This window comes from Marinactinospora endophytica (assembly GCF_054780875.1).
In genome coordinates this window covers 19,728-39,845 of record NZ_BAAGVM010000014.1, presented here as the reverse complement: position 1 = coordinate 39,845, position 20,118 = coordinate 19,728, and the positions used below count along the sequence as shown (strand labels likewise).

Below are 20,118 nucleotides of genomic sequence, written 5' to 3'. Positions count from 1 at the left end.
ACGCGCGGCGGCCCCGGCCGCGCGCGGGATCAGGACCTGAGGAACGCCAGCACGGCCAGGACGCGGCGGTGCCCGTCGGTGTCCACCGGCAGGTCGAGCTTGCTGAAGATGTTGCCGATGTGCTTGTTGACGGCGGCCTCGCTGACGAACAGGTGCGCCGCGATGCTCGCGTTGGTCCGCCCCTCCGCCATCAGGCCCAGGACCTCCCTCTCGCGGGCGCTGAGCCGCTCCAGCGGGTCCCGGCGGAGCCGGACGAGCTGGTGGATCACCTCGGGGTCCACCACGGTCCCCCCGGCGGCGACGCGGTCCAGCGCCGCCATGAAGTCGCCGACCGCGCTGACGCGCTCCTTCAACAGGTAGCCGACCGCGGCGCCGCCGTGCGAGTCGAGCAGCCGCAGGGCGTAGGAGCGCTCCACGTACTGGCTGAGGACGAGCACGGGAAGCCGGGGATGCTCCTCGCGCAGGGCGACGGCCGCGCGCAGGCCGTCGTCCCCGTTCGAGGGGGGCATCCGCACGTCGGTGATCACCACGTCCGGCCGGTCACGGCGGACCGCCTCGGTGAGCGCGTCGGCGTCGCCGAGGGCGGCGAGGGGCACGTGCCCGAAGCGCTGGAGCAGGCTGACCAGCCCCTCGCGCAGCAGGGTCGAGTCCTCGGCGAGGATCACGCGAAGTGGCATGGGATCTCCACGTGCAGGAGGGTCGGACCGCCCAGGGGGCTCGACACGCGCATCCGGCCGTCCAGGGCGGTGAGACGGTCGGCGAGCCCGGTCAGGCCGGAGCCGGCGGCCGGATCGGCGCCGCCGCGGCCGTCGTCCCTGATCTCCAGGACCAGCAGGTCGGACCGGTAGCGTCCGCGGATCTCGGCGGTCCGGGCGTGGCTGTGCCGCACGATGTTGGTCATCGCCTCGTTGACCAGGTAGTAGATGTTGGTCTCCAGGTGCCGGGGAAGCCGTCCGGGAAGCTCCAGGTCGACGGTGACGGGGATGGGGCAGCGGCTCGCCCCGTCCTCGATCGCGGCGACCAGCCCGTGGTCGGCGAGGACGGGGGGATTGAGCCCGCGGATCAGGTCGCGCAGCTCCCGGTGGGCGCCGGAGAGCTGCTCCTGGGCCTGGGCGAGCCGTCGATCGAGGGGAGAGCCCTCCGCGACGTCCAGCCGCATCAGGCCGAGCGTCATGCCGAGGGAGACCAGGCGCTGTTGCGCGCCGTCGTGGAGGTCGCGCTCGATGCGCACGCGCTCGGCGTCGAAGTGGTCGATGAGCCGCGCCCGCGACGCCTGGACCTCCCGGAGGGACTCCCCGAGCTCGTGGTCGCGCGGGGCGAGAAGGGTCCGGACGAGGGCGGCGCGGGCGCCGGCCCACGACGTCACGGTGTAGGGCGAGGCGCCCAGCACGACCGCGCCGAAGACGGCCCACGGCCAGGTGGCGCCGTCGATGGACACGAAGGTGAGGACGGGCAGCCCGAAGGAGAAGGCGAGCACCAGCAGGTCCACCCACCACAACGCCGCCGCGGAGACCAGGGTGAACAGCAGCTCGCGCCAGGTGGCGGGTTCGGTGAGACGGGTCGACAGCCAGGCCCGCGGGCCCGGCTCCGCCGGCGGCCGGTGCGGGTCGGGTATCCCGTCCAGGTCGACCAGGCGCAGCCGGAACCGCTCGACCGCCGCCACGGCGATCGAGAGGAGGACGACGCCGACCAGCAGGGCCGCGCCGACCAGGACCACCAGCAGGACCAGGCCCGCGACGAGCCCGGCGACGAACACCCCCACGGCGACCGCGCCGACCACGACACCGGTGACCAGGTACGCCAGCGAGCGCCACGGCCAGCCGGAGGAGAGGAACCTGAGGGGCCGTTGCGCCATCGCCTGCCAGGCCGTTCGGGGACGCACGCGAAGAAGGTACCCCACCGGCCCGCCCTTTCTGAGTAGAGCTGGCTGTACTTGTGAAGTGGGACGCGTGGTAGTGCGGCGCCGGCGGCCGGCGCGGTGGGATCGACGGCATGATCACCGTCGGACATACACACACATCAGACGCGGTCCAGTTGCACGACCTCCGAAAGGTGCACGGCCGCGGCGACCGTTCCGTCGCCGCGCTGGACGGCGTCACCATGGGCTTCCCGCGCGGCTCCTTCACCGCGATCATGGGCCCCTCGGGGTCGGGGAAGTCCACGCTGTTGCAGTGCGCGGCCGGACTGGACCGGCCCACCGCCGGCCGGGTCGTGGTGGACGGGGTCGACATCGGCGGGCTCTCCGAGCGGGAACGCACCGAGATGCGGCGTGACCACATCGGTTTCGTGTTCCAGTCCTTCAACCTCGTCGAGTCGCTGACCGCGGCGCAGAACGTGGAACTCCCCGCACGCTTCGCCGGGCGCAGGGTCCCCCGCGAGGAGGTCGACGCCGCGCTCGCCGCCGTCGGACTGGCCGAACGCGCCCGACACCGGCCCGGCCAGCTGTCGGGAGGACAACAGCAGCGCGTCGCGCTGGCCCGGGCGCTCGTGACCCGGCCGGCCGTGCTGTTCGCCGACGAACCGACCGGGGCACTGGACACCGCCACCTCCCGCGAGGTGCTGGAGACGATGCGCAGGCTGGTCGACGAGGAGGGGCAGACCACCCTCATGGTCACCCACGACCCGACGGCCGCGGCGGTCGCCGACGTCGTCGTCTTCCTGAAGGACGGCCGCATCGCCGACCGGATCGTCGTGGAATCCGACTCCGATGTCCGCAACGGCGCCTCCATCGCCACGCACATGGCCCGGCTGGAGGCGTGATGCTGGCCCTGTCGAACCTCCGCGAACGGTGGAGCGGGTTCCTGGCGACCTTCGTCACGGTGCTGACCGGCGTGGCGCTGACCACCGCGACCCTGGTCGTCTACGACTCCACCAGGCCCAGGGTCGAGCCCCGCCTGGCGGCCGCCTCCGTGCTCGTGCTCCCCCCGCAGGCGCTGGACCCGGACGGAGTCCCCAAGGACAGGGTGCCGTGGAGCCCCGACGAGGCGCGACCGCTGATGGGTGAACTGGGCGCCCTGCCCGGCGTGGCCTCGGTGGTGGCGGACCGCTCGTTCTACGCGCAGGCGTTCCTCGACGGCCAACCGGTCGAGGACGAGGGGGCTCTGGAGGCGGGACACGGCTGGTCGAGCGCGCGCCTCGCACCCTACGAGCTCCGCACCGGGCGGGCGCCGGCCGCGGCCGACGAGGTCGTGGTGGACCGGGCGCTGGGAGTGGGGGTGGGCGCCACCCTCACCGTGAACATCACCGCCGGGCGCACCCCCTTCCACGTGGTCGGCACCGTGGACGGTCCCGGCTACTACTTCACGGACGACTTCGCCGCCCGGCAGGAACCGGGGGTCCGCTCCATCGCCCTGGTCGCCGGCGAGGGCGTGTCCGCCGACGCGCTCGCCGCCGAGGCCCGCGACGTCGTCGGCGACAAGGCGAGCGTGGTCTGGGGCGATGACCGTTCCGAGCTCCAGCCCGAGCACATGGCGCACAAGCGGTTCCTCGGCACGCAGCTCATCGGCGCCATGGCGGCGCTCGGCCTCTTCACCACCGTGTTCGTCGTCGCCTCCCTGCTGGCCCTGGCCACGGGGCTGCGGCGCCGGGAGATCGCCCTCCTGCGGATGATCGGCGCGACCCCGTCCCAGGTGCGCCGGATGATCCTGGGCGAGGCGGGCGCCATCGGCCTTCTGGGCTCGCTCGCCGGATGCGCGGTGGGCCTCGGCGCCGCGCCGCTGCTGCGCGGGATCCTGGTGGGGCTCGACGTGACACCGCCGGAACTCCACCTGAGGGTGGCGGCGTGGCCGCTGCTCACCGCCGCCACGATCGGCGTCGGCGTCAGCCTCCTGGGCGCCTGGTGGGCCGGCCGGCGGATCGCTGCGGTGGCGCCGGTCGAGGCACTGTCGGACAGCGAGGTCGAGGACCCCGCGACGGGGCGGACGCGCCGGACGGTCGGCCTGGTCGTGCTCGGCCTGGGCGTGGTGCTCGCCGTCGTCACCGCGGCGGCCGGCGCGGACAACCGCGTCAACACGGCCGTCCTGACGACGATGACGCTCATCGTGGCCGCGGCGCTCCTCGCCCCGGTGGTGGTCGCTCCCGTCGGACGGGTGCTCACCCTGCCCTTCGCGCGCCGCGCCTCGGCCACCGCACTCCTCGTGCGCGCGGAGCTGCGCGCCGGAGCGCCCCGGGCGGCGTCCCTGGCGGCTCCGGTCATCGTGGTCGTCGGCTTCGCCGTCCTGCTCAGCGGCATGGTGGAGACGATGCGCGCTGCCTATCCGGCGGGGGCCGCGTTGGCCCTCGAAGGGCAGGTGATCGTCACCCCGCAGGGGACGCCCGGCAACACCGACGAGGTGGTCGACGCCAATCCCGTGGGCAAGGCGGCCCTGCCGACCCGGTCCTTCGTCCGCGACGCGGACGGCGAGCTCACGGTCATCGACGTACTCGGCTCGCGGGATCCGCGCTGGAACAGGCCGGGGCAGGCGGTGCTCGGCGCGACGACGGCGCGGCTGCTGGGGGTGGAGGCCGGTGACGACCACGAGGTGCGTTTCGCCGACGGTGCCACGGTCAGGCTGCGCGTCGCGCAGGTCCTTCCCGACGATCCGGGCCGGGGCGACTTCGTGGTCTCCCGTGAGCTCGTGCGCGCGCACGATCCGGCGGCGCTCACCGACGACATCTTCGTCCCGGCGCGGGCGGAGCCCACATCGGTCGTCCCCGGTACGGCCGTGCACGACGCGGTGCGATACGCGCTCGACGACTACGACACCGACGCGAGACTGACCGACAGCCTCGCGACCATGCTGATCGTCGTCGCCGTCGGCTACGGCGGGATCGCCATGGCCAACAGCGTGACCATGGCCGCGCGCGGGCGGCGGCGCGACTTCGCCGTGATGAGGGCCGCGGGGGCCACGACACGGCAACTGCTGTCGTACTCCGCCGCCGAGACCTGTGTCGTCGTCGCCGTCGGCGCGCTGCTGGGGATCCTGGCGGCTCTTCCCCCGCTGGCCGGCATGGCCTCGGGCCTGTCCCAGGCGACCGCCACGGAGGTCGGCCTCCAGGTCAGCCCCTCCTATCTCGCCGCGGTGGTTCTCGGCTCCCTCGCGCTCGCGGTCGGGGCGAGCGCGGCCGTGACCTGGTGGGCGGCGGCGAGGGGAGAGGAGTAGGGCGAGGGCGGCCAGGCCGGTCCGCGCCGGGGGTCCTTTCCGGGAGACGGGACGCGCGGCCCTGCTCCGCCCCGGCCGAGGGCGGGGCCGGCCGGGTCCCTCGCTCCAGGGGGCCGCACCCCGTGTCGGGGGGGCGGGGCGTCCCGGCCGAACGGGTCGGGCGGTGCGCGCTTTTCACGCGGCCGGGAACGCGCTGATCCGGCGTCCGGCGAACCTCCGTGGACGTCGCCGGACTTTTCGGGGATCGAGGGCCGTGCCGCCGATGAGACAAGGACGCTTCGTGGCATTTCCGGCGAAGGTCCTTTTCTCGTCGTCCGGCCTGGAACACCCCCTTCTGTGCTGGAGGGGGTGTTCGCTCCTTCTGGGCTACAGGCGTTCGGACTTCACATCCGCCAGGAAGGAGGCCCACTCGGATCCGGGAAAGGCGATGTGTCCGAGCGGGCGGTTCTGGGTGTCGCGTACGAGGATCTCCTCTCCCAGGAGCACCTCGACGCAGGCGTTTCCGCCGTTATTGCTGTAGCTGCTCTTGTGCCAGTCGAGGTTGACGGGCCTGTTCATACTGGTCGATTCTCTTTCGTATTTCGGCTGCGCTTTCACTGCTGGAGAAAGACTCTCCCTGCAGCATGCTGAAGAGCATATTGTAAGATCTGACGTCGCTTTCCCTGCGTAATATGTGCTCTCCAGTCACATATTCGGCGAAAGCGACGGGTGGCTTTGAATGGAAGGACATCGTCCGAAAACATCCGCTCGTTCCCAGGTGGGTGGGAGAATCCGGCATCGTCACCTGGAAGCGGATGTTCCCGGCTTCGATGAGTTCCAGCAGGTGCCGGAACTGCTCCAGCATCACCTCGCGCGACCCCACCTCGCGACGCAGAGCCTCGTGCCCCACGACGAACCACAGGATGGGGCCACCTGGGCCTATGATCTCCTTCCGTTTCATCCGGGCGGCCACGCGGCTCTCCGGGTCCTCGCTCTTGAAGTGCCAGGTGCCGGTCGCCAGGATCGCCCGCGCGTAGGCCGGCGTCTGTAACAGCCCGGGCAGGATCAGGGTCTGGTAATCACGGATCTCGGTGGCCTCGCGTTCCAGCAGGAGGCCGTCTTGAAACCATGAGGGACTCTGTATCTCGCGGAACAGGTTGTCCCATAACTCGGTGAGTTCCCCTCCGGTCATCAGTTCCCGGTCGAGCGCCACGGCGTGTTCCCGGCGAGGTTTCTTCACGCCGGTCTCTATCTGGCTGATCATGGAGGGGACCACGCGGCAGGCCTGTGCACATCGCCCCTGGGTTACTTCCGCCTCGCTGCGTATCCGTAAAAGTGTTTCACCGAAACGTCGCCAGACAGGGTGAGGGGCGCGTGTCATGTTCACCTGCCATCGCTATGGGTTCACCAATCTTCACCCGGCGTGACCATACTTTACCGTCGAGTGAGATCGGTTGAGGTCAGAAGTCATAACAGGCCAGTGTCGTTCTTGAGGGAAAACGGTTCCGTCCGGTGGGGGTACCGGTGACGGACCTCGGCCTCGGCGTGGAGGGGTAGGCGAGGAGAATGAGGCGGAATATCGCCAGAATGACGATGGTTCCCTTGTTGGGGGAATTGCCGTTTAAAGCGTATCGGCAAGTTGTTCACATTTGTCCGCGCGTGTTCTGGTGTCAGAAGTAGGCGGGTGCGATATGACGGTTTTTTCCACCCGGTTCCCGGGCGTCCCCGAAAGCGTCGCCGCCGCGCGCCGCTTCCTGGTCGCGACGCTGTGGACGGCATCGGAGGCCGTGGTGCCCAGCGGGATCATCGAGGACGCCGAGCTGATCGTCTCGGAGCTGGCCACCAACGCCATCCAGCACACCCGCAGCGGTGACCCTGGGGGCACGTTCGAACTCCACGTCGACGTCGGAGAGCGGGGGGTCTCGGTGAACATCCGGACCGGTCCGCCCCGCGTCCGGGGGCCCGTCCGGGTCAGGAAGGCGCCGGCCGACTCGACGCGGGGACGAGGGCTCCTCCTGGTGACCGCACTGGCCGCGGAGTACCGGACCCTGGAACCCCTCGAACACGGCACCTTCGTCCTGCTCACCTGGTCGGCGCGGCCGGACCGCCGCTCCCGGGAGGGGACCGGGCAGGAGGGCGCCGCCCACCACGGGGAGGACGCCCCTCCCTGCGGCGAGCGTCCCTCGCTTCCCCGGCGCGACACGACACGTCGGTACTGGCCCCAGCAGCTCCGCTGCCTGCGGCCCACCGCGCGACAGCACCAGGGCGACAACACCCGGCTCGATCTATGACCCCGTCCGCGCGCCGGTCCCGGGCGCGGGCGGGCGCTCGTCCCGGGCCGCCTCGCGGCGGGGCGTCGACGGGAACGCCCCGCCACCGAAGACCTTCGCCGCCCGCTCCGTCGGGCCGGCGAAGGACACGTCGCCTTCCCGGCCGGCGGCCCACCGCTCATCGCGGACCGGGAGAGGTCCCCATGCAGGTCCCCATGCCGCAGGGGCGTGGAGCGCGGGAGAGGGGTCACCCCTCCGCGCGCGAGGCGTGCTCGTTGTAGCCGCCGGCCTCCTCCTGCCCCGACAGGGCCTGGATGGCGGCCATGATCTCATCGGTCACCACGCGCCGGGCCCGCCCGGGTTTGAGGTGGTCGTAACCGAACGAGAAGTCCAGCGGAGCGCCGAAACGGATGCGGATGGGCCGCACCCGCGGCAACCGCGCGCCGATGGGCTGGATCTCCTGGGTGCCCGACAGCGCCACCGGGACCACCGGGGCGTGGGAGGTCAACGCCAGGTGCGCCACACCGGTCCGACCGCGGTAGAGCCGCCCGTCGGGGGAGCGGCTGCCCTCGGGATAGATGGCGAACGCCTCGCCGTCCTTGAGGATGCGCAGGCCGATCTCCAGCGCGTCGACGGCGTCACGGCCCCGGCCGCGTCGCACCGGCACCGCTCCCAGGGCCGAGAAGGTCGCCTTCGACAGCCGTCCGCGGACCCCGGCCCCCTCGAAGTACTCCGCCTTGGCCAGGAAACGCACCCGGCGCGGTACCGCCAGGGGGATGACCACGCTGTCGCAGAACGACAGGTGGTTGCTGGCCAGCAGGACCGGACCGGTGGCGGGGATGTGCTCCACTCCCTCGATCGTCGGCCGGTACACCGCTCTGCCCAGAAGCGAGCCGATCCGCCGGGTCATGTCGTAGAGCACCGGTTCCTCCAACCGCATCCGAAAAGCCGCAGGCGTGGACCGAGGGCGGGTCCCAGGCAAACCTATCGCCGGCCCGGACCGCGCCGCCCCGGGATCACCGGAGCGGGGAGGGGTGATCGACCGGTGGAAGCGGGTAGGGGCGGCCCACGCGACAGTGCAGGGCAGCACACGAAGGAGAACCGACGATGCGCACCTTGTCCGACGACGAGATCTCGGTCGCACTGGCCACGCTCGCCGAGTGGGAACACCAGGTCGACTCGCTGGCCCGGCTCGCGCCCACGGACGACCCCGCCGGCTTCAAGGCGACCGTCGAGCGTGTCGCGGGCCAGGACGCCGACCACGTCGCCATGGTGGACACCCCCAACGGGGTGGTGCTGCGGGTGACCACGCCCGAGGCGGGCGGGGTCACCGCCACGGACGTGGAGGTCGCCGCCCGCATCGACAGGGCCATCGAGATGGGAGGCGCCGACGCCGCGCCGCCGGCGCCCTGACCCCACACTCCGCGCCCTCGCGAAGGACGCCCTCCGTCCCGTCCGGCGGTCCTCGCGGCCCGGCCCCCAAGACCGGTGGCCCGGCGGTCGGGGAGGACCCGCCAGACCGCGGCGGGGAGGCCACGCCGCAGGGGCCCGGGGAGGTCGGCGAGCGGGACGGCGACGGCCCCTCCGCCGCGCCGGGGACGCCCCGGCCGCGGGCAGGGGCCGCCTGGTCGAGCGATACGTGGACGCGGAACGGACCGCGGAATCACCGCGGCCCGGACGCGCCGGCGGAGGGTCAGGCGTCGTTTCGGGCCGGCCCCGGCAGAGCCGACAGCACCGGCCCCCGCGGCCGGCGCCCACCCTCCCGGCCCGACGACGCGGCGCCGGCCGGCTCCACGAGCGTCGGGTTCCTAGCGTGGAAGGCGCGTCCCGCCCCGCAACCCTCCCGCCGGTCCGGACGGGCGCGCCCACCTCCCCGCTCCCGTCCCGTGGCCGATCCGCGCCCTCAGGCCGGTGTCCAGTCGGCGTTGGCGCCGCACACCACCAGGCACGGGTGCTCGCCGGGGACCCGGCCGGCCAGCCACGCCGCGAACGGCACCGCGGCGGCGGGCTCGGCGGCGATGCGGAACTCCTCCCACAACCGGTCGCGCGCGGCGAGGATCTCGGCGTCGTCCACCAGGACCGGGGTCACCGGATGGTCGCGCAGCACCTGGAAGGGGACCTCGCCGAGGCGGGAGGCGCCCAGCGCGGACGAGGCGACCGAGTCGACCGAGGTGTCGACGGGCCGACCCGCCTCCAGGGCCGCGTGCAGACTGTGGCACCCTTTCGGCTCCACGGCCACGGTGCGGCACCCGCCCTCCACCGCCAGCGCGACACCGGCGACCAGCCCGCCGCCGCCCACGGCGACGGCGATGGTGTCGCACTCGGGGGCGTCGGCGCGGATCTCCAACCCGATCGTGCCCTGTCCGGCCACCACGTCGGGGTGGTCGTAGGCGTGCAGGTAGGCGATCCCCTCGGCCTCGGCCCGCCGCGCCGCAGCCGTCGCCGCCGCGGCGTAGTCGGCGCCCACCCGCACCACCTCGGCGCCCGACGCCTCCAGGCGGCGCGCCTTGGCCTCGGGCACCGTCACGGGGACATAGACCACCGCCTCGGTCCCCAGCAGCCGCGCCGCTGTGGCCACCCCCAGCCCGTGGTTGCCGCCCGAAGCGGTGACGACCCGCGCGGGCGAGCCCGCGGCGAGCATCGCGTTGAGCGCGCCGCGCAGCTTGAACGCCCCGGTGAGCTGGAGGTGCTCCAGCTTCAGGGTCAGTGGACGGCCGTCGACGGTGGCGTGCAGCAGGGGGGTGCGGCGAGCGCGGCCGGCGATGCGTTCGGCCGCCGCGCCCACGTCCGTGGCGGTCGGGAGGGAGGTCGGGACTGCCGTGGTCGAAGTCATGTTCCCACTCTGCCTGTGCCGATCTTTAAGATGAAGCCAGCCTTGCTAACGACGATTAAGCAGGGCTTTGCGTCAGGACGGGTGGCGCGCGGAGCCCGCGACCGTTCCGGCGTCCGGCCGGCATGACGCTCGTCGCGCACGTTTCGCCAGCGTAGCGGCATGGTCGCCCGCGCCGCAGGCACACGCGCGACTCGGCCGCCCCGAGGAGACGACATGACCTTGGACGCCAACCGGCTTCGGGTGTTCGTCGAGGTGGCCCACGCCGGGTCGATCTCGGCGGCGGCCACCCGCCTGGGGTTCACCCCGCCCGCGCTGTCCCAGCAGCTCACCAAACTCGAACGCGAGCTGGGATGCACCCTGGTGGAGCGGGGACGCTCGGGCGCGCGCCTCACCGAGGCGGGGCGGATCCTGCTCCAGCACGGCGAGCGCGCCCTCGGGGAGCTGCGCGACGCCGAGGCCGCGGTCCGCGCCGCGGCGGGACGGCAGCCCCGGAGACTGTCGCTCGGCGCCTTCGCCAGCGCGGGCAAGACCCTGGTCCCCGCGGCTCTCGTGGCCTTCGGCCGCGCCCACCCCCACGTCCGGCTCGCCCTGTCCGACGTGGAACCCCCCGAGGGGTACGGGCTCGTCGTCGCCGGCGACCTCGACCTGCTCATCACCCACCACTACCCGGGGGCCGTCCTGCCCGCGGCCACCGGGCTGCACCGGGAACGCCTGCTCGTCGACCCCCTCCTGCTGGTGGTGCCCGAGCGCCATCCCGCGGCCGGCCGCGCCGACCTGCGCCTGGCCGACCTGGAGGGGGAGGAGTGGATCTGCGGGGCGCCCGGCATCTCCAACCGCGCCACGCTGGAGGAGGCCGCGGCGGCCGAGGGGGTGACGGCCGAGGTCGTCTACGAGACGCGCGACTACGAGGTGGTGCTCGCGCTCATCCGGGCCGGACTGGGGGTCGGCCTGGTACCCCGCACGATCCTGCGCGCCTCGGTGTCGGGAGGCTGGCGGACGGCCCGGCTGCGCGGGCACGACCTCGCCCGCACGATCTACGTCGTCCACCGGATCCGGCCCCGTGACCCCGTACCGGCGATGGTCGCGACCCTGCGCGCCACGGCCCGTGGTGCCCTCGGCTGACGGAGAGGGGAGCGGAAAGAGCAGGACGGGGCCGGCCGGCGGGCTGTGCTCCCCGCCGAACGCCGATGCCGGTGCCGAGGAGAGAAGGGTCTCAGCGCCCGTCCCGGCCGGGCGCCTCCCCGCGTCGTGTCCCGGGAGGCCCCGGCGCGTTCCAGCGGTAGCGCACCGCCACCACGCGGATGACGAAGCACAGCAGCGCGGAGACGCCCGCGGTCCAGGCGCCGGGCAGACCCATCACGGCCGCGGCCGTGAAGGCGCCCGCGCCGAGCAAGGCGGGGATGGCGTAGATGTCGCTGTCCCGGGAGATCACCACCGGAATGCGGTTGATCAGCACGTCACGCAGCGTGCCGCCGCCCACGCCGGTGATCGCGCCCAGGATCACCGCCTGCGCCGGGCCGAAACCGTGCTCCAGCGCCTTGGCGGCCCCCGCCACGCAGAACAGGCTCAGCCCCGCCGCGTCGGCCAACGCGATCGGGGTGGCCAGGCGGTCCATCCGGTGGCCCAGGAAGAACGCGAGCAGCGCCCCGGCCATCGCCACGGCCAGGTAGCGCCAGTCCCCGAAGGTCGCCGGGGTCACCCCGAGCAGCAGGTCGCGGATGATCCCGCCGCCGATGGCCGTGGTCACCCCCAGGACGGCCACGCCGACGATGTCCACGCGCGCCGAGCGGATCCCGGTGAGCGCGCCGTCCAACGCGAAGGCGAACACACCGAGCAGGTCGAGCGCGAGCAGCAGGTTGAAGGGGGCCGGCGTCGGCGCGGTGGTGACGTCCATGACCTCCTCCTTTTTCTTCGGCCCGGTTTCCGGGCGCCGGCGCGCCCCAGCCATGGTGACAGAGCCATGGCGCCCGACCGGGACCTGGCGCGTTGCCACGGCGTGCCGTGGGGAGCCGGCACCGTGTCCGGGGGAGGGCGTGGCCCGTCGGGCGCGTCCCGGGCCGTGCCACGGGGGCGCGCGCCTCCCACGCCGGGGGAGGCGCGGTGGGCCGCTCACCCGGTCAGCGGTCCAGAGGGGCGGGGCGCGCCGCGGGCGTGCCACCGGGGGAGGCGTGGTGGTCGTGTCGCCCCGCTCTCCCCGGTGTCTCTCCTCATCGCCCATACCATCCTTAGGAACGGGAGGACGGCCGCGTCCCGGCCCCGCGGCGAGGTGACCGCCGTCGGCGGACGCCCCCGACCGGCGCGCGGCCCCGCTCCACCGCCGGCGCCCGGGCCGAACGGCCCGTGGGAGCGGCGGGGATCAGGAGGGGAGCGGGGCTCCGGAGTCGGGCTCCAGGCGGACCACCACGGACTTGGAGGTGGGGGTGTTGGACACCTCCGCGGTGGAGTCCAGCGGTACCAGCACGTTGGTCTCGGGGTAGTACGCCGCGGCGCACCCCTTGGCGGTGGGGTACTCGACCACCATGAAGTGGGGCGCGCGCCGGTCCACGCCGTCGCGCCACTCGCTCACCAGGTCCACGTAGTCCCCGCCCTTGACCCCGAGCTCGGCGCAGTCGTCCGGGTTGACCAGGACCACCCGGCGGCCGTCCTTGATGCCCCGGTAGCGGTCGTCCAGCGCGTAGATCGTCGTGTTGTACTGGTCGTGGGAGCGCAGCGTCTGCAACAGCAGTCGGCCCGGCGGGGTTTCGAGCACGGTCAGCTCGTTGACGGTGAAGTTCGCCCGGCCGGTGGCGGTGGGGAAGGAACGCTCGTCCCGCGGCGCGTGCGGCAGCGTGAACCCTCCGGGGCGGCGCGCCCGGGCGTTGAAGTCGTCGAACCCGGGCACCACCCGCTCGATCCGGTCGCGGATGCGGTCGTAGTCGGCGAACTCCTCCCAGGGCACGGGGTCCTCGGGCCCGAAGGTGCGCCGGGCCAGCTCGGCGACGATGTCGACCTCGGCGCGCATCTGGTCCGACAACGGGGGCACGCTGCCTCGCGAGGCGTGCACCATGCCCATGGAGTCCTCGACGGTGACGAACCTCTCCCGGCCGTCGCGCACGTCACGGTCGGTGCGCCCCAGCGCCGGCAGGATCAGCGCGCGGGCCCCGGTGACGACGTGGGAGCGGTTCAGCTTGGTCGACACGTGCACGGTGAGCCGGCAGCGGCGCATCGCCGCCTCGGTGGCGAGGGTGTCGGGGCTGGCCGAGACGAAGTTGCCGCCCATGGCGAAGAAGACCCGCACCGCGCCCTCGCCCATGGCGCGGATGGCGCGCACGACGTCGTGACCGTGGTGGTGGGGCGGCTCGAAGCCGAACTCCGCGCCCAGGGCGCGCAGGAATTCCGGCGCGGGACGTTCGAAGATCCCCATGGTGCGGTCGCCCTGGACGTTGCTGTGCCCGCGCACCGGGCACACCCCCGCGCCGGGCCGTCCCACGTTGCCGCGCAGCAGCAGGAAGTTGACGACCTCGCGGATGGTGGGCACGGAGTGGCGGTGCTGGGTGAGGCCCATCGCCCAGCACACCACGATCCGCTTCGAGGCCAGCACCAGCGCCAGCGCCTCCTCGATACGGGCGCGCGGCAGGCCGGTGGCCCGGGTCACCTCGGCCCAGAACTCCTCGTCCGGGGTCTTGAGCAGGTGGGCGCGGTAGTCGGCGAAGCCGTGGGTGTGCGTCTCGACGAAGTCGTGGTCCAGCACCGTGCCCGGGGCCTGCTCGTCGGCCTGTACCAGCATCCGGTTGAGCGCGCTGAACAGCGCGAGGTCGCCGCCCAGGCGGATCTGGAGGAACAGGTCGGTCAGCGGGGTGCCGCGGCCGAGGAGGCCGAGGGGGGACTGCGGGTTGTTGAACTGTTCCAGCCCCGCCTCGGGCAACGGGTTGACGGTGATGATCCGCGCCCCGGCGCGCTTCGCCTTCTCCAGCGCGGTGAGCATCCGCGGGTGGTTGGTGCCGGGGTTCTGCCCGGCGACGATGATGAGGTCGGCCTGGTAGAGGTCCTTCAGCAGCACGCTGCCCTTGCCGACCCCCAGGGTCTCGGTGAGCGCCGAGCCGGAGGACTCGTGGCACATGTTGGAGCAGTCGGGCAGGTTGTTGGTGCCCAGCCGCCGGGCGAGGAGCTGGTAGAGGAACGCCGCCTCGTTGCTGGTGCGTCCGGAGGTGTAGAACACGGCCTCGTCGGGCGAGTCCAGGCCGCGCAGTTCCGCCGCGATGAGGTCGAGGGCGGCGTCCCAGCCGATCGGCTCGTAGTGGGTGCCCCCCTCGGGCAGGTACATCGGGTGGGTGAGCCGGCCCTGCTGCCCCAGCCAGTAACCCGACCGTCGGGCCAGGTCGGCCACGGAGTGGCGGGCGAAGAAGTCGGGGCCGACCGCGCGCCGGGTCGCCTCCTCGGCGACGGCCTTGGCCCCGTTCTCGCAGAACTCCGCCAGGTGTCTGCGCTCGTCCTCGGGCCAGGCGCATCCGGGGCAGTCGAAGCCCTTCTTCTGGTTGACGTCGAGCAGCAGCCGCAGGCCGCGTCGGGCGCCGGCCTGGCGTCCGGTCGTCCGCAGGGCGTTGGTGACGGCGGGCAGTCCGGCGGCGGCGTGCCCCGGGGGACCGATGCGGGGCCGGTCCTGACGGGGGTCTTCGATGGGCGCGCTGGACATGGTGCCCTCCCTTGCCGACGTTGGTGACCATCCGGGTGCCCGCTTCCGCGAGCTCGGGATTCATTGTCCCAGCCGGCCTGCGCGACGCGGGGAACGGGCCGCGTGTGATGGGGATGCGACAGGAGGCGCATGATGTGGTACCGTGGTCCACGGGTTGCAGTCTTGATTTCGCCTGATCGCATGTGATCGCCCGCGGAGTTTTTGACCGGCGGGCGTTTTTCGTTTTCGGGAAAGGTTCGCAGCACCCTCCGACCCGCAGGGCGCGGGGCCGGAACCGATCTCAGAAATCGGAGTATCGCATGACTCAGGGAACCGTGAAGTGGTTCAACGGCGAAAAGGGCTTCGGCTTCATCAGCCAGGACGCCGGCGGCCCGGACGTCTTCGTCCACTACAGCAACATCGCCGGCAGCGGCTTCCGTAACCTTGACGAGAACCAGCGCGTCGAGTTCGACGTGACGCAGGGCCCGAAGGGCCCGCAGGCCGAGAACGTCCGCGCCATCTAGGTCTCGCGTTTCGAAGCGTGCCAGTGGGGCCGCCCGGGGATCCGGGCGGCCCCGCCGTCGTTTCCGGCCCTGTCTCCCCTCCGAGTGATCTCGTGTCCTGTCGTCGGCGCGGAACCGTCCGCCGCCGCGTGTTCCGGTCGTGGCCGTCGCCGTGCGGGACGGTGTCCCCGGCGGGTTCGGCGCGTGGGGTGGATACCCCCGATCGTTGATAGCGTCACATTGAAATAAAGCGCTTGTGCAACTAAATTCGGGATGGACCAGACCGTCAGCCGACACGAAGGACCGTCCCGACGTGACCGTACTGTTCGAACCTCTCACCCTCCGCTCGCTCACCGTGCCCAATCGGGTCTGGATGTCGCCGATGTGCACCTACTCCGCGGCGACCGAGGGTCCCGAGGCGGGGGTGCCCACCGACTGGCACTTCGCCCATCTGGCCGCGCGTGCCGCCGGTGGCGCCGGTCTGGTCATGGTCGAGGCCACCGGGGTCCACCCCGACGGGCGGATCTCCCCGGCCGACCTGGGACTGTGGAACGACCGCCAGCAGGAGGCGTTCACCCGGATCACCCGCTTCATCCGCGACCAGGGAGCGGTCCCGGCCATCCAGCTCGCCCACGCCGGCCGTAAGGCCTCCACCCGCCAGCCCTGGCTCGGCGGCGGCCCCATCGACCCCGCCGACGGGGGATGGAAGACCGCCGGCCCCTCGCCGATCCCCTTCGGCGACTTCCCGGCTCCCGAGGAGCTGAGCACCCGGCAGATCGCCGACGTCATCGCCTCCTTCGCCGACGCCGCGCGCCGCGCCCACGCGGCCGGATTCCAGGTCGCCGAGATCCACGGAGCCCACGGCTACCTGATCAACACCTTCCTGTCCCCGCAGGGCAACCGGCGCACCGACGCCTACGGCGGCTCCTTCGAGAACCGCATCCGCCTGGCCCTGGAGATCACCGAGGCGGTGCGCGAGGTCTGGCCGGAGGAACTCCCGCTGTTCTTCCGGGTCTCCGCCACCGACTGGCTCAGCGGCGACACCGACGACCCGCGTGAGGGCTGGAGCGGCGAGGACACCGTGCGCCTGGCCAAGGAGCTCCAGGCCCGCGGCGTCGACCTGCTCGACACCTCCACCGGCGGCATGGTCCCCGTCGCGCCGATCCCCGTCGCCCCGAACTACCAGGTGCCCTTCGCGGCGCGGGTGCGCTCCGAGACGGGGCTGCCCACCGCCGCGGTCGGGCTGATCACCGAGGCCGCCCAGGCCGAGGAGATCGTCTCCTCCGGCCAGGCCGACGCGGTCATGATCGGCCGTCAGCTGCTGCGCGACCCCTACTGGCCGCTGCGTGCCGCTGCCGAGCTCGGCTCCCGGGTGCAGTGGCCGATCCAGTACGGCTACGCCGTCTGATCGGGATCGGGCCGGTGTCCGGGACCGCGGGGGCGGCCCCGGACACCGGGCTCAGGCGAAGGGCCGCACCGGGGTGACCGACCTGGCCAGCAGGGCGCGCAGGTAGGAGAAGAAGCCGGCGGCGTCGACCTCCTCGATCACGGTCGCGTTGGCCGCCAGACCGTGCACGCCCCACGACATCGCGGCATAGCCGCGGGTCAGCTCCCCCGCCGTCTCGACGTCGACGTGGTAGGGCGCCGAGCGCACCACCAGTTCCGGGTGGAGCAGCAGCGCCGCGGTCAGCGAGTCGGGGTGGGTGGTGCCGTCGATGCCCACCGACCGGTCGAACTCCAGTGTCGCGGCGCACACCCGGGTGAAGAACCGCGCCAGCGGTGTGTCCAGGGCGGCGATCTCGGCCAGCGCGGACGGGCCGAACACGGCCTGGCGCAACGTCAGCGGGTCCCAGGGGATCACCACGATCTCAAACCCCGCGGCGAACACCGCCTTGGCCGCCTCGGGGTCGACGTAGAAGTTGAACTCGGCCGCGGCGGTGATGTTGCCGCGCCCGTTGTTGGAGCCGCCCATGACGTAGAGCGTCTTGACGTTGCCGGCGAAGTCGGGATCCTTCAGGGTCGCCGCCGCGATGTTGGTCAGCGGCCCGATCGCCACGATCGACAGCTCGCCGGGTCGTTCGGCGGCGAGCCGCACCAGCGCGTCCACGCCGTGCTCGGCCTCGGGGGCGCATCCGGTGAAGTCCATGTCCAGTCCGCCCACCCCGTCGCCGTGCACGTTCTCCGCGCTCACCCAGGGGCGGGTCAGGGGCCGGCGGCAGCCGAGGTGGACCGGAACCTCCCCCAGCCGTCCGGCGGCGTTGAGGGTCAGAAAGGCGTTGCGTACCTGGCGGTCGAACCCGACGTTGCCGGCGACCATCGTGATCGCGCGCAGGTCGGCCAGCGGATCCAGCAGGCCGATCAGCAGGGCGACGCAGTCGTCCTGGGCGGTATCGGTGTCGATGACGAGGGGAAGGCTCACGCGACCTCCTGCGGTGCTGCGCGTCCACGGGGACGTTGGGGGTTTCGCCGCAGGTTATCGCCACTGCCCGCCTCAGGACAGACCGGCCCGCACCTCGCGGGCCGCGCGCGCCGCGGCCCGGTGCACGCTGATCATGCTCGCGGAGGGGCCGTAGCCCAGGAGGTGGACCCGGGGGTCGTGGTCGGCGCGGGTGCCGACCAGGCGGATCCCGCCGAGCGGTCCGCGCAGCCGCAGCGGGGCGAGGTGGGTCAGGGCGGGGCGAAAGCCCGTCGCCCACAGGATCACGTCGGCGCGCAGCCGGGTGCCGTCGGCCCAGGTCACCCCGTCGGGGGTGACCCGTTGGAACATCGGGCGGGCGGTCAGCGCCCCCCGCTCCTCGGCCGCCCGCACCGCCGGGGTCCGGGCGATCCCCGTGTAGCTCACCACGCTGCGCAGCGGCAGCCCGCGCGCGACCCGTTGGGCCACCTGGTCGGTGACGGCGACCAGCTCGGCCTCACTGAAGGAGGCGTCGCGCAGCTGCGGCGGGCGTCGGGTCACCCACGTCGTGTCCGTCACCGCCGACACCTCCGCGCAGATCTGCGCCCCGGAGTTGCCCCCGCCCACCACGACGACGTGGGCTCCGGTGAACTCCTCGGGAGCGTCGTAGTCGGCGGCGTGCAGCATCCGGCCCCCGAACTCCGCCATGCCGGGCACGACGGGGACGAACGGGCGGTCCCAGGTACCGGTCGCGTTGATGACGGCACGCGCCCGCCAGGTCCGTTCGTCCGTGTCCACCAGCAGCGCGCCATGGGGCTTTGCCCCCGGGGCGGCCTCGGCGTCGTGGACGCGGCGGACCCGGACGGGGCGCAGGACCGGCACGGCGAAGCGCTTCTCGTACTCGGCGAGATAGGCGGCGACCTCCGGTCCGCTGGGCGGTCCCTGGAAGGGGCGGGACCAGGGGAGGCCGGGCAGCCTGGTGTAGGCGGGCGGCGAGACGAGCCGGACCGACCGCCACACGTGCTGCCAGGCTCCGCCGGGCGCGGGGGAGGCGTCCAGCACCACGTGGTCGCGCCAGGGGACCGAGCCGCGTCGGGCCAGGAAGTAGGCGGCGCTCAGGCCGGCCTGACCACCGCCGATGATCACGGTGTCCACGTCGGTCACGTCGCCGGTCATGCCGCCCTCCTCCGCCCATTTCCATGCGTTTGCATGTAGACAAGGCGGGGGAAGGGTGCGGTTATTCCCGCTTGTGGGACGCGATGCGATCATGCGGAGGACGTTCGCGGGATGGACGAAGGGGTGCGATGGCCAGGAACAGGACGGCGGAGGAGGCGTGGGAGGCCCTGGCCCGCGCCCAGACGGCGCTGATGCGGGGGTTCCAGGAGGACTTTCGCGGGGAGGAGGTCTCCATGCGGGTCTATGACGTGCTCTACACGTTGTCGCGGTGCCCGTCGGGGGCCCGGCTGCGCGACCTCAACGCCCACATCCTGCTGACGCAGCCGAGTCTGAGCCGGTTGGTGGAGCGGATGGAGGCGGACGGGCTGGTGCACCGTTGCGGGGATCCGGCGGACCGGCGCGCCACGGTGGTCCGGTTGACCGAGCGGGGGCGCGAGATCCAGCGCAGGGTGGGCCGCCGTCACGCGGCGGCCATCGCCGACCGCGTCGGGGGAGCGCTCTCGGAGGAGGAACTGGCGACGCTCAGGGCGCTGGCCGACAAGCTCAGGGCGGCCCAGGAGGGACGGGGGCCGGTGCCGGTGACCGTGGATCCGTGAGATGAGGGCCACCAGTTCTATTGCGTGCAATTGAATTGTGCTAAATTCATATTGATCGAGGAGTCGAGGAGGTGTGCGGATGGGGGAAGCAGTCCCCGAACGGGATCCCCTCTCCCTCGACGGTCAGCTCTGTTTCGCCGTCTACGCGGCTTCACGCGCCATGACCGGCCTCTACCGCGACCTGCTCGCGGATCTGGACCTCACCTACCCCCAGTACCTCGTGATGCTCGCCCTGTGGGAACGCGGGACGGCGTCGGTCGGGGACCTGGGGGAGGCCCTGCGCCTCGACTCGGGAACCCTGTCGCCGCTGCTGCGACGGCTGGAGGCCCGAGGTCTGGTCCGGCGTCGGCGTGACACCGGGGACGAGAGGGTCGTCCGGGTCACGCTCACCCAGACCGGGACCGCGCTGCGCGAACGCGCGCGTCCCATCCCCGGCCGGGTGCTGTGCGCCACCGGCCTGACCGAGGACGAGGTCGCAGGGTTGCGAGGGCTCCTCGACCAGCTCACCGAATCGGTCGCGGCCCACGACCCCACGGCCGTGGGGCGGCCGTCGACCTCAGAGAAAGAGAAATAG

The 20,118-nt window shown here is 72.7% G+C and carries 19 protein-coding genes; 9 read left to right on the top strand and 10 right to left on the bottom strand.

What is annotated here, in order from left to right:
- Positions 1–29 precede the first annotated feature (29 nt).
- Both ACYVHU_RS22675 and ACYVHU_RS22670 read right to left on the bottom strand, forming a co-directional pair.
- Positions 30–677: a response regulator gene (locus ACYVHU_RS22675; RefSeq protein ID WP_078764057.1), complete on the bottom strand. Its 648-nt coding sequence runs from the start codon at positions 675–677 to the stop codon at positions 30–32.
- Complete coding sequence (locus ACYVHU_RS22670) at positions 662–1,882, bottom strand: sensor histidine kinase (protein WP_498949454.1); 1,221 nt, start codon at positions 1,880–1,882, stop codon at positions 662–664. The genes ACYVHU_RS22675 and ACYVHU_RS22670 overlap by 16 nt, the downstream gene beginning before the upstream one ends.
- A 110-nt stretch (positions 1,883–1,992) precedes the next feature.
- Between ACYVHU_RS22670 and ACYVHU_RS22665 the strand changes: the two genes are divergently transcribed.
- Together ACYVHU_RS22665 and ACYVHU_RS22660 are read left to right on the top strand one after the other, a co-directional pair.
- Positions 1,993–2,760, top strand: coding sequence for an ABC transporter ATP-binding protein (locus tag ACYVHU_RS22665; RefSeq protein ID WP_498949453.1), 768 nt, complete (start codon positions 1,993–1,995; stop codon positions 2,758–2,760).
- Complete coding sequence (locus ACYVHU_RS22660) at positions 2,760–5,141, top strand: ABC transporter permease (RefSeq protein ID WP_498949452.1); 2,382 nt, start codon at positions 2,760–2,762, stop codon at positions 5,139–5,141. The genes ACYVHU_RS22665 and ACYVHU_RS22660 overlap by 1 nt, the downstream gene beginning before the upstream one ends.
- A 366-nt stretch (positions 5,142–5,507) precedes the next feature.
- Here ACYVHU_RS22660 and ACYVHU_RS22655 read toward each other — a convergent pair whose 3' ends face one another.
- Positions 5,508–5,699 (bottom strand): DUF397 domain-containing protein, encoded by a 192-nt coding sequence (locus ACYVHU_RS22655; protein WP_078764062.1) that lies wholly within the window; start codon positions 5,697–5,699, stop codon positions 5,508–5,510.
- Positions 5,650–6,501, bottom strand: coding sequence for a helix-turn-helix domain-containing protein (locus ACYVHU_RS22650; RefSeq protein WP_327309353.1), 852 nt, complete (start codon positions 6,499–6,501; stop codon positions 5,650–5,652). Before ACYVHU_RS22650 ends, ACYVHU_RS22655 begins: the two co-directional genes overlap by 50 nt.
- Before the next feature lie 310 nt (positions 6,502–6,811).
- Between ACYVHU_RS22650 and ACYVHU_RS22645 the strand changes: the two genes are divergently transcribed.
- Complete coding sequence (locus ACYVHU_RS22645) at positions 6,812–7,411, top strand: ATP-binding protein (protein WP_078764064.1); 600 nt, start codon at positions 6,812–6,814, stop codon at positions 7,409–7,411.
- A gap of 226 nt (positions 7,412–7,637) precedes the next feature.
- Here ACYVHU_RS22645 and ACYVHU_RS22640 read toward each other — a convergent pair whose 3' ends face one another.
- Complete coding sequence (locus ACYVHU_RS22640; RefSeq protein WP_394330086.1) at positions 7,638–8,330, bottom strand: lysophospholipid acyltransferase family protein; 693 nt, start codon at positions 8,328–8,330, stop codon at positions 7,638–7,640.
- Between the two features lie 167 nt (positions 8,331–8,497).
- Between ACYVHU_RS22640 and ACYVHU_RS22635 the strand changes: the two genes are divergently transcribed.
- Positions 8,498–8,803 carry a 4a-hydroxytetrahydrobiopterin dehydratase gene (locus ACYVHU_RS22635; RefSeq protein ID WP_432940240.1) on the top strand — a complete coding sequence of 102 codons (306 nt, stop codon included), beginning with the start codon at positions 8,498–8,500 and terminating at the stop codon, positions 8,801–8,803.
- A 490-nt stretch (positions 8,804–9,293) separates the two neighbouring features.
- On the opposite strand, the gene ACYVHU_RS22630 is transcribed toward ACYVHU_RS22635, so the two are convergent.
- On the bottom strand, positions 9,294–10,223 hold the full coding sequence (locus tag ACYVHU_RS22630; protein ID WP_078764068.1) for a threonine/serine dehydratase: 930 nt from the start codon (positions 10,221–10,223) through the stop codon (positions 9,294–9,296).
- Between the two features lie 213 nt (positions 10,224–10,436).
- Between ACYVHU_RS22630 and ACYVHU_RS22625 the strand changes: the two genes are divergently transcribed.
- The gene (locus ACYVHU_RS22625) at positions 10,437–11,345 is read left to right on the top strand and encodes a LysR family transcriptional regulator (protein ID WP_144390306.1); all 909 of its coding nucleotides are present in this window, start codon (positions 10,437–10,439) and stop codon (positions 11,343–11,345) included.
- A gap of 91 nt (positions 11,346–11,436) precedes the next feature.
- Here the strand turns inward: ACYVHU_RS22625 and ACYVHU_RS22620 are convergent, their stop codons facing one another.
- Positions 11,437–12,117 (bottom strand): trimeric intracellular cation channel family protein, encoded by a 681-nt coding sequence (locus ACYVHU_RS22620; RefSeq protein ID WP_078764069.1) that lies wholly within the window; start codon positions 12,115–12,117, stop codon positions 11,437–11,439.
- A gap of 462 nt (positions 12,118–12,579) precedes the next feature.
- Entirely contained in the window at positions 12,580–14,895 is a 2,316-nt protein-coding gene (locus tag ACYVHU_RS22615; protein WP_432940244.1) for an FdhF/YdeP family oxidoreductase, read from the bottom strand.
- Positions 14,896–15,194: 299 nt separating this feature from the next.
- Between ACYVHU_RS22615 and ACYVHU_RS22610 the strand changes: the two genes are divergently transcribed.
- Complete coding sequence (locus tag ACYVHU_RS22610) at positions 15,195–15,398, top strand: cold-shock protein (protein WP_078764071.1); 204 nt, start codon at positions 15,195–15,197, stop codon at positions 15,396–15,398.
- Between the two features lie 292 nt (positions 15,399–15,690).
- On the top strand, positions 15,691–16,785 hold the full coding sequence (locus tag ACYVHU_RS22605) for an NADH:flavin oxidoreductase/NADH oxidase (RefSeq protein ID WP_432940248.1): 1,095 nt from the start codon (positions 15,691–15,693) through the stop codon (positions 16,783–16,785).
- Between the two features lie 51 nt (positions 16,786–16,836).
- On the opposite strand, the gene ACYVHU_RS22600 is transcribed toward ACYVHU_RS22605, so the two are convergent.
- Both ACYVHU_RS22600 and ACYVHU_RS22595 read right to left on the bottom strand, forming a co-directional pair.
- Positions 16,837–17,796: a nucleoside hydrolase gene (locus ACYVHU_RS22600; protein WP_432940251.1), complete on the bottom strand. Its 960-nt coding sequence runs from the start codon at positions 17,794–17,796 to the stop codon at positions 16,837–16,839.
- Positions 17,797–17,868: 72 nt separating this feature from the next.
- A complete protein-coding gene (locus ACYVHU_RS22595) occupies positions 17,869–18,948 on the bottom strand; it encodes an FAD-dependent oxidoreductase (protein ID WP_078764074.1) in 1,080 nt (359 codons plus the stop codon).
- A 128-nt stretch (positions 18,949–19,076) separates the two neighbouring features.
- Here ACYVHU_RS22595 and ACYVHU_RS22590 point away from each other — a divergent pair, with 128 nt between their 5' ends.
- Together ACYVHU_RS22590 and ACYVHU_RS22585 are read left to right on the top strand one after the other, a co-directional pair.
- A complete protein-coding gene (locus ACYVHU_RS22590; protein WP_498949451.1) occupies positions 19,077–19,544 on the top strand; it encodes a MarR family winged helix-turn-helix transcriptional regulator in 468 nt (155 codons plus the stop codon).
- Between the two features lie 79 nt (positions 19,545–19,623).
- The gene (locus ACYVHU_RS22585) at positions 19,624–20,118 is read left to right on the top strand and encodes a MarR family winged helix-turn-helix transcriptional regulator (RefSeq protein ID WP_498949450.1); all 495 of its coding nucleotides are present in this window, start codon (positions 19,624–19,626) and stop codon (positions 20,116–20,118) included.

Excerpts from the sequence above, each read along its gene's own strand:
- ACYVHU_RS22620 (WP_078764069.1), bottom strand. The coding sequence starts at position 12,117 with ATGGACGTCACCACCGCGCCGACGCCGGCCCCCTTCAACCTGCTGCTC.
- ACYVHU_RS22610 (WP_078764071.1), top strand. The coding sequence starts at position 15,195 with ATGACTCAGGGAACCGTGAAGTGGTTCAACGGCGAAAAGGGCTTCGGC.
- ACYVHU_RS22645 (WP_078764064.1), top strand. The coding sequence starts at position 6,812 with ATGACGGTTTTTTCCACCCGGTTCCCGGGCGTCCCCGAAAGCGTCGCC.
- ACYVHU_RS22665 (WP_498949453.1), top strand. The coding sequence starts at position 1,993 with ATGATCACCGTCGGACATACACACACATCAGACGCGGTCCAGTTGCAC.
- ACYVHU_RS22625 (WP_144390306.1), top strand. The coding sequence starts at position 10,437 with ATGACCTTGGACGCCAACCGGCTTCGGGTGTTCGTCGAGGTGGCCCAC.
- ACYVHU_RS22585 (WP_498949450.1), top strand. The coding sequence starts at position 19,624 with ATGGGGGAAGCAGTCCCCGAACGGGATCCCCTCTCCCTCGACGGTCAG.
- ACYVHU_RS22660 (WP_498949452.1), top strand. The coding sequence starts at position 2,760 with ATGCTGGCCCTGTCGAACCTCCGCGAACGGTGGAGCGGGTTCCTGGCG.
- ACYVHU_RS22675 (WP_078764057.1), bottom strand. The coding sequence starts at position 677 with ATGCCACTTCGCGTGATCCTCGCCGAGGACTCGACCCTGCTGCGCGAG.
- ACYVHU_RS22595 (WP_078764074.1), bottom strand. The coding sequence starts at position 18,948 with ATGACCGGCGACGTGACCGACGTGGACACCGTGATCATCGGCGGTGGT.
- ACYVHU_RS22635 (WP_432940240.1), top strand. The coding sequence starts at position 8,498 with ATGCGCACCTTGTCCGACGACGAGATCTCGGTCGCACTGGCCACGCTC.
- ACYVHU_RS22655 (WP_078764062.1), bottom strand. The coding sequence starts at position 5,699 with ATGAACAGGCCCGTCAACCTCGACTGGCACAAGAGCAGCTACAGCAAT.
- ACYVHU_RS22590 (WP_498949451.1), top strand. The coding sequence starts at position 19,077 with ATGGCCAGGAACAGGACGGCGGAGGAGGCGTGGGAGGCCCTGGCCCGC.
- ACYVHU_RS22650 (WP_327309353.1), bottom strand. The coding sequence starts at position 6,501 with ATGACACGCGCCCCTCACCCTGTCTGGCGACGTTTCGGTGAAACACTT.
- ACYVHU_RS22640 (WP_394330086.1), bottom strand. The coding sequence starts at position 8,330 with ATGCGGTTGGAGGAACCGGTGCTCTACGACATGACCCGGCGGATCGGC.
- ACYVHU_RS22630 (WP_078764068.1), bottom strand. The coding sequence starts at position 10,223 with ATGACTTCGACCACGGCAGTCCCGACCTCCCTCCCGACCGCCACGGAC.
- ACYVHU_RS22615 (WP_432940244.1), bottom strand. The coding sequence starts at position 14,895 with ATGTCCAGCGCGCCCATCGAAGACCCCCGTCAGGACCGGCCCCGCATC.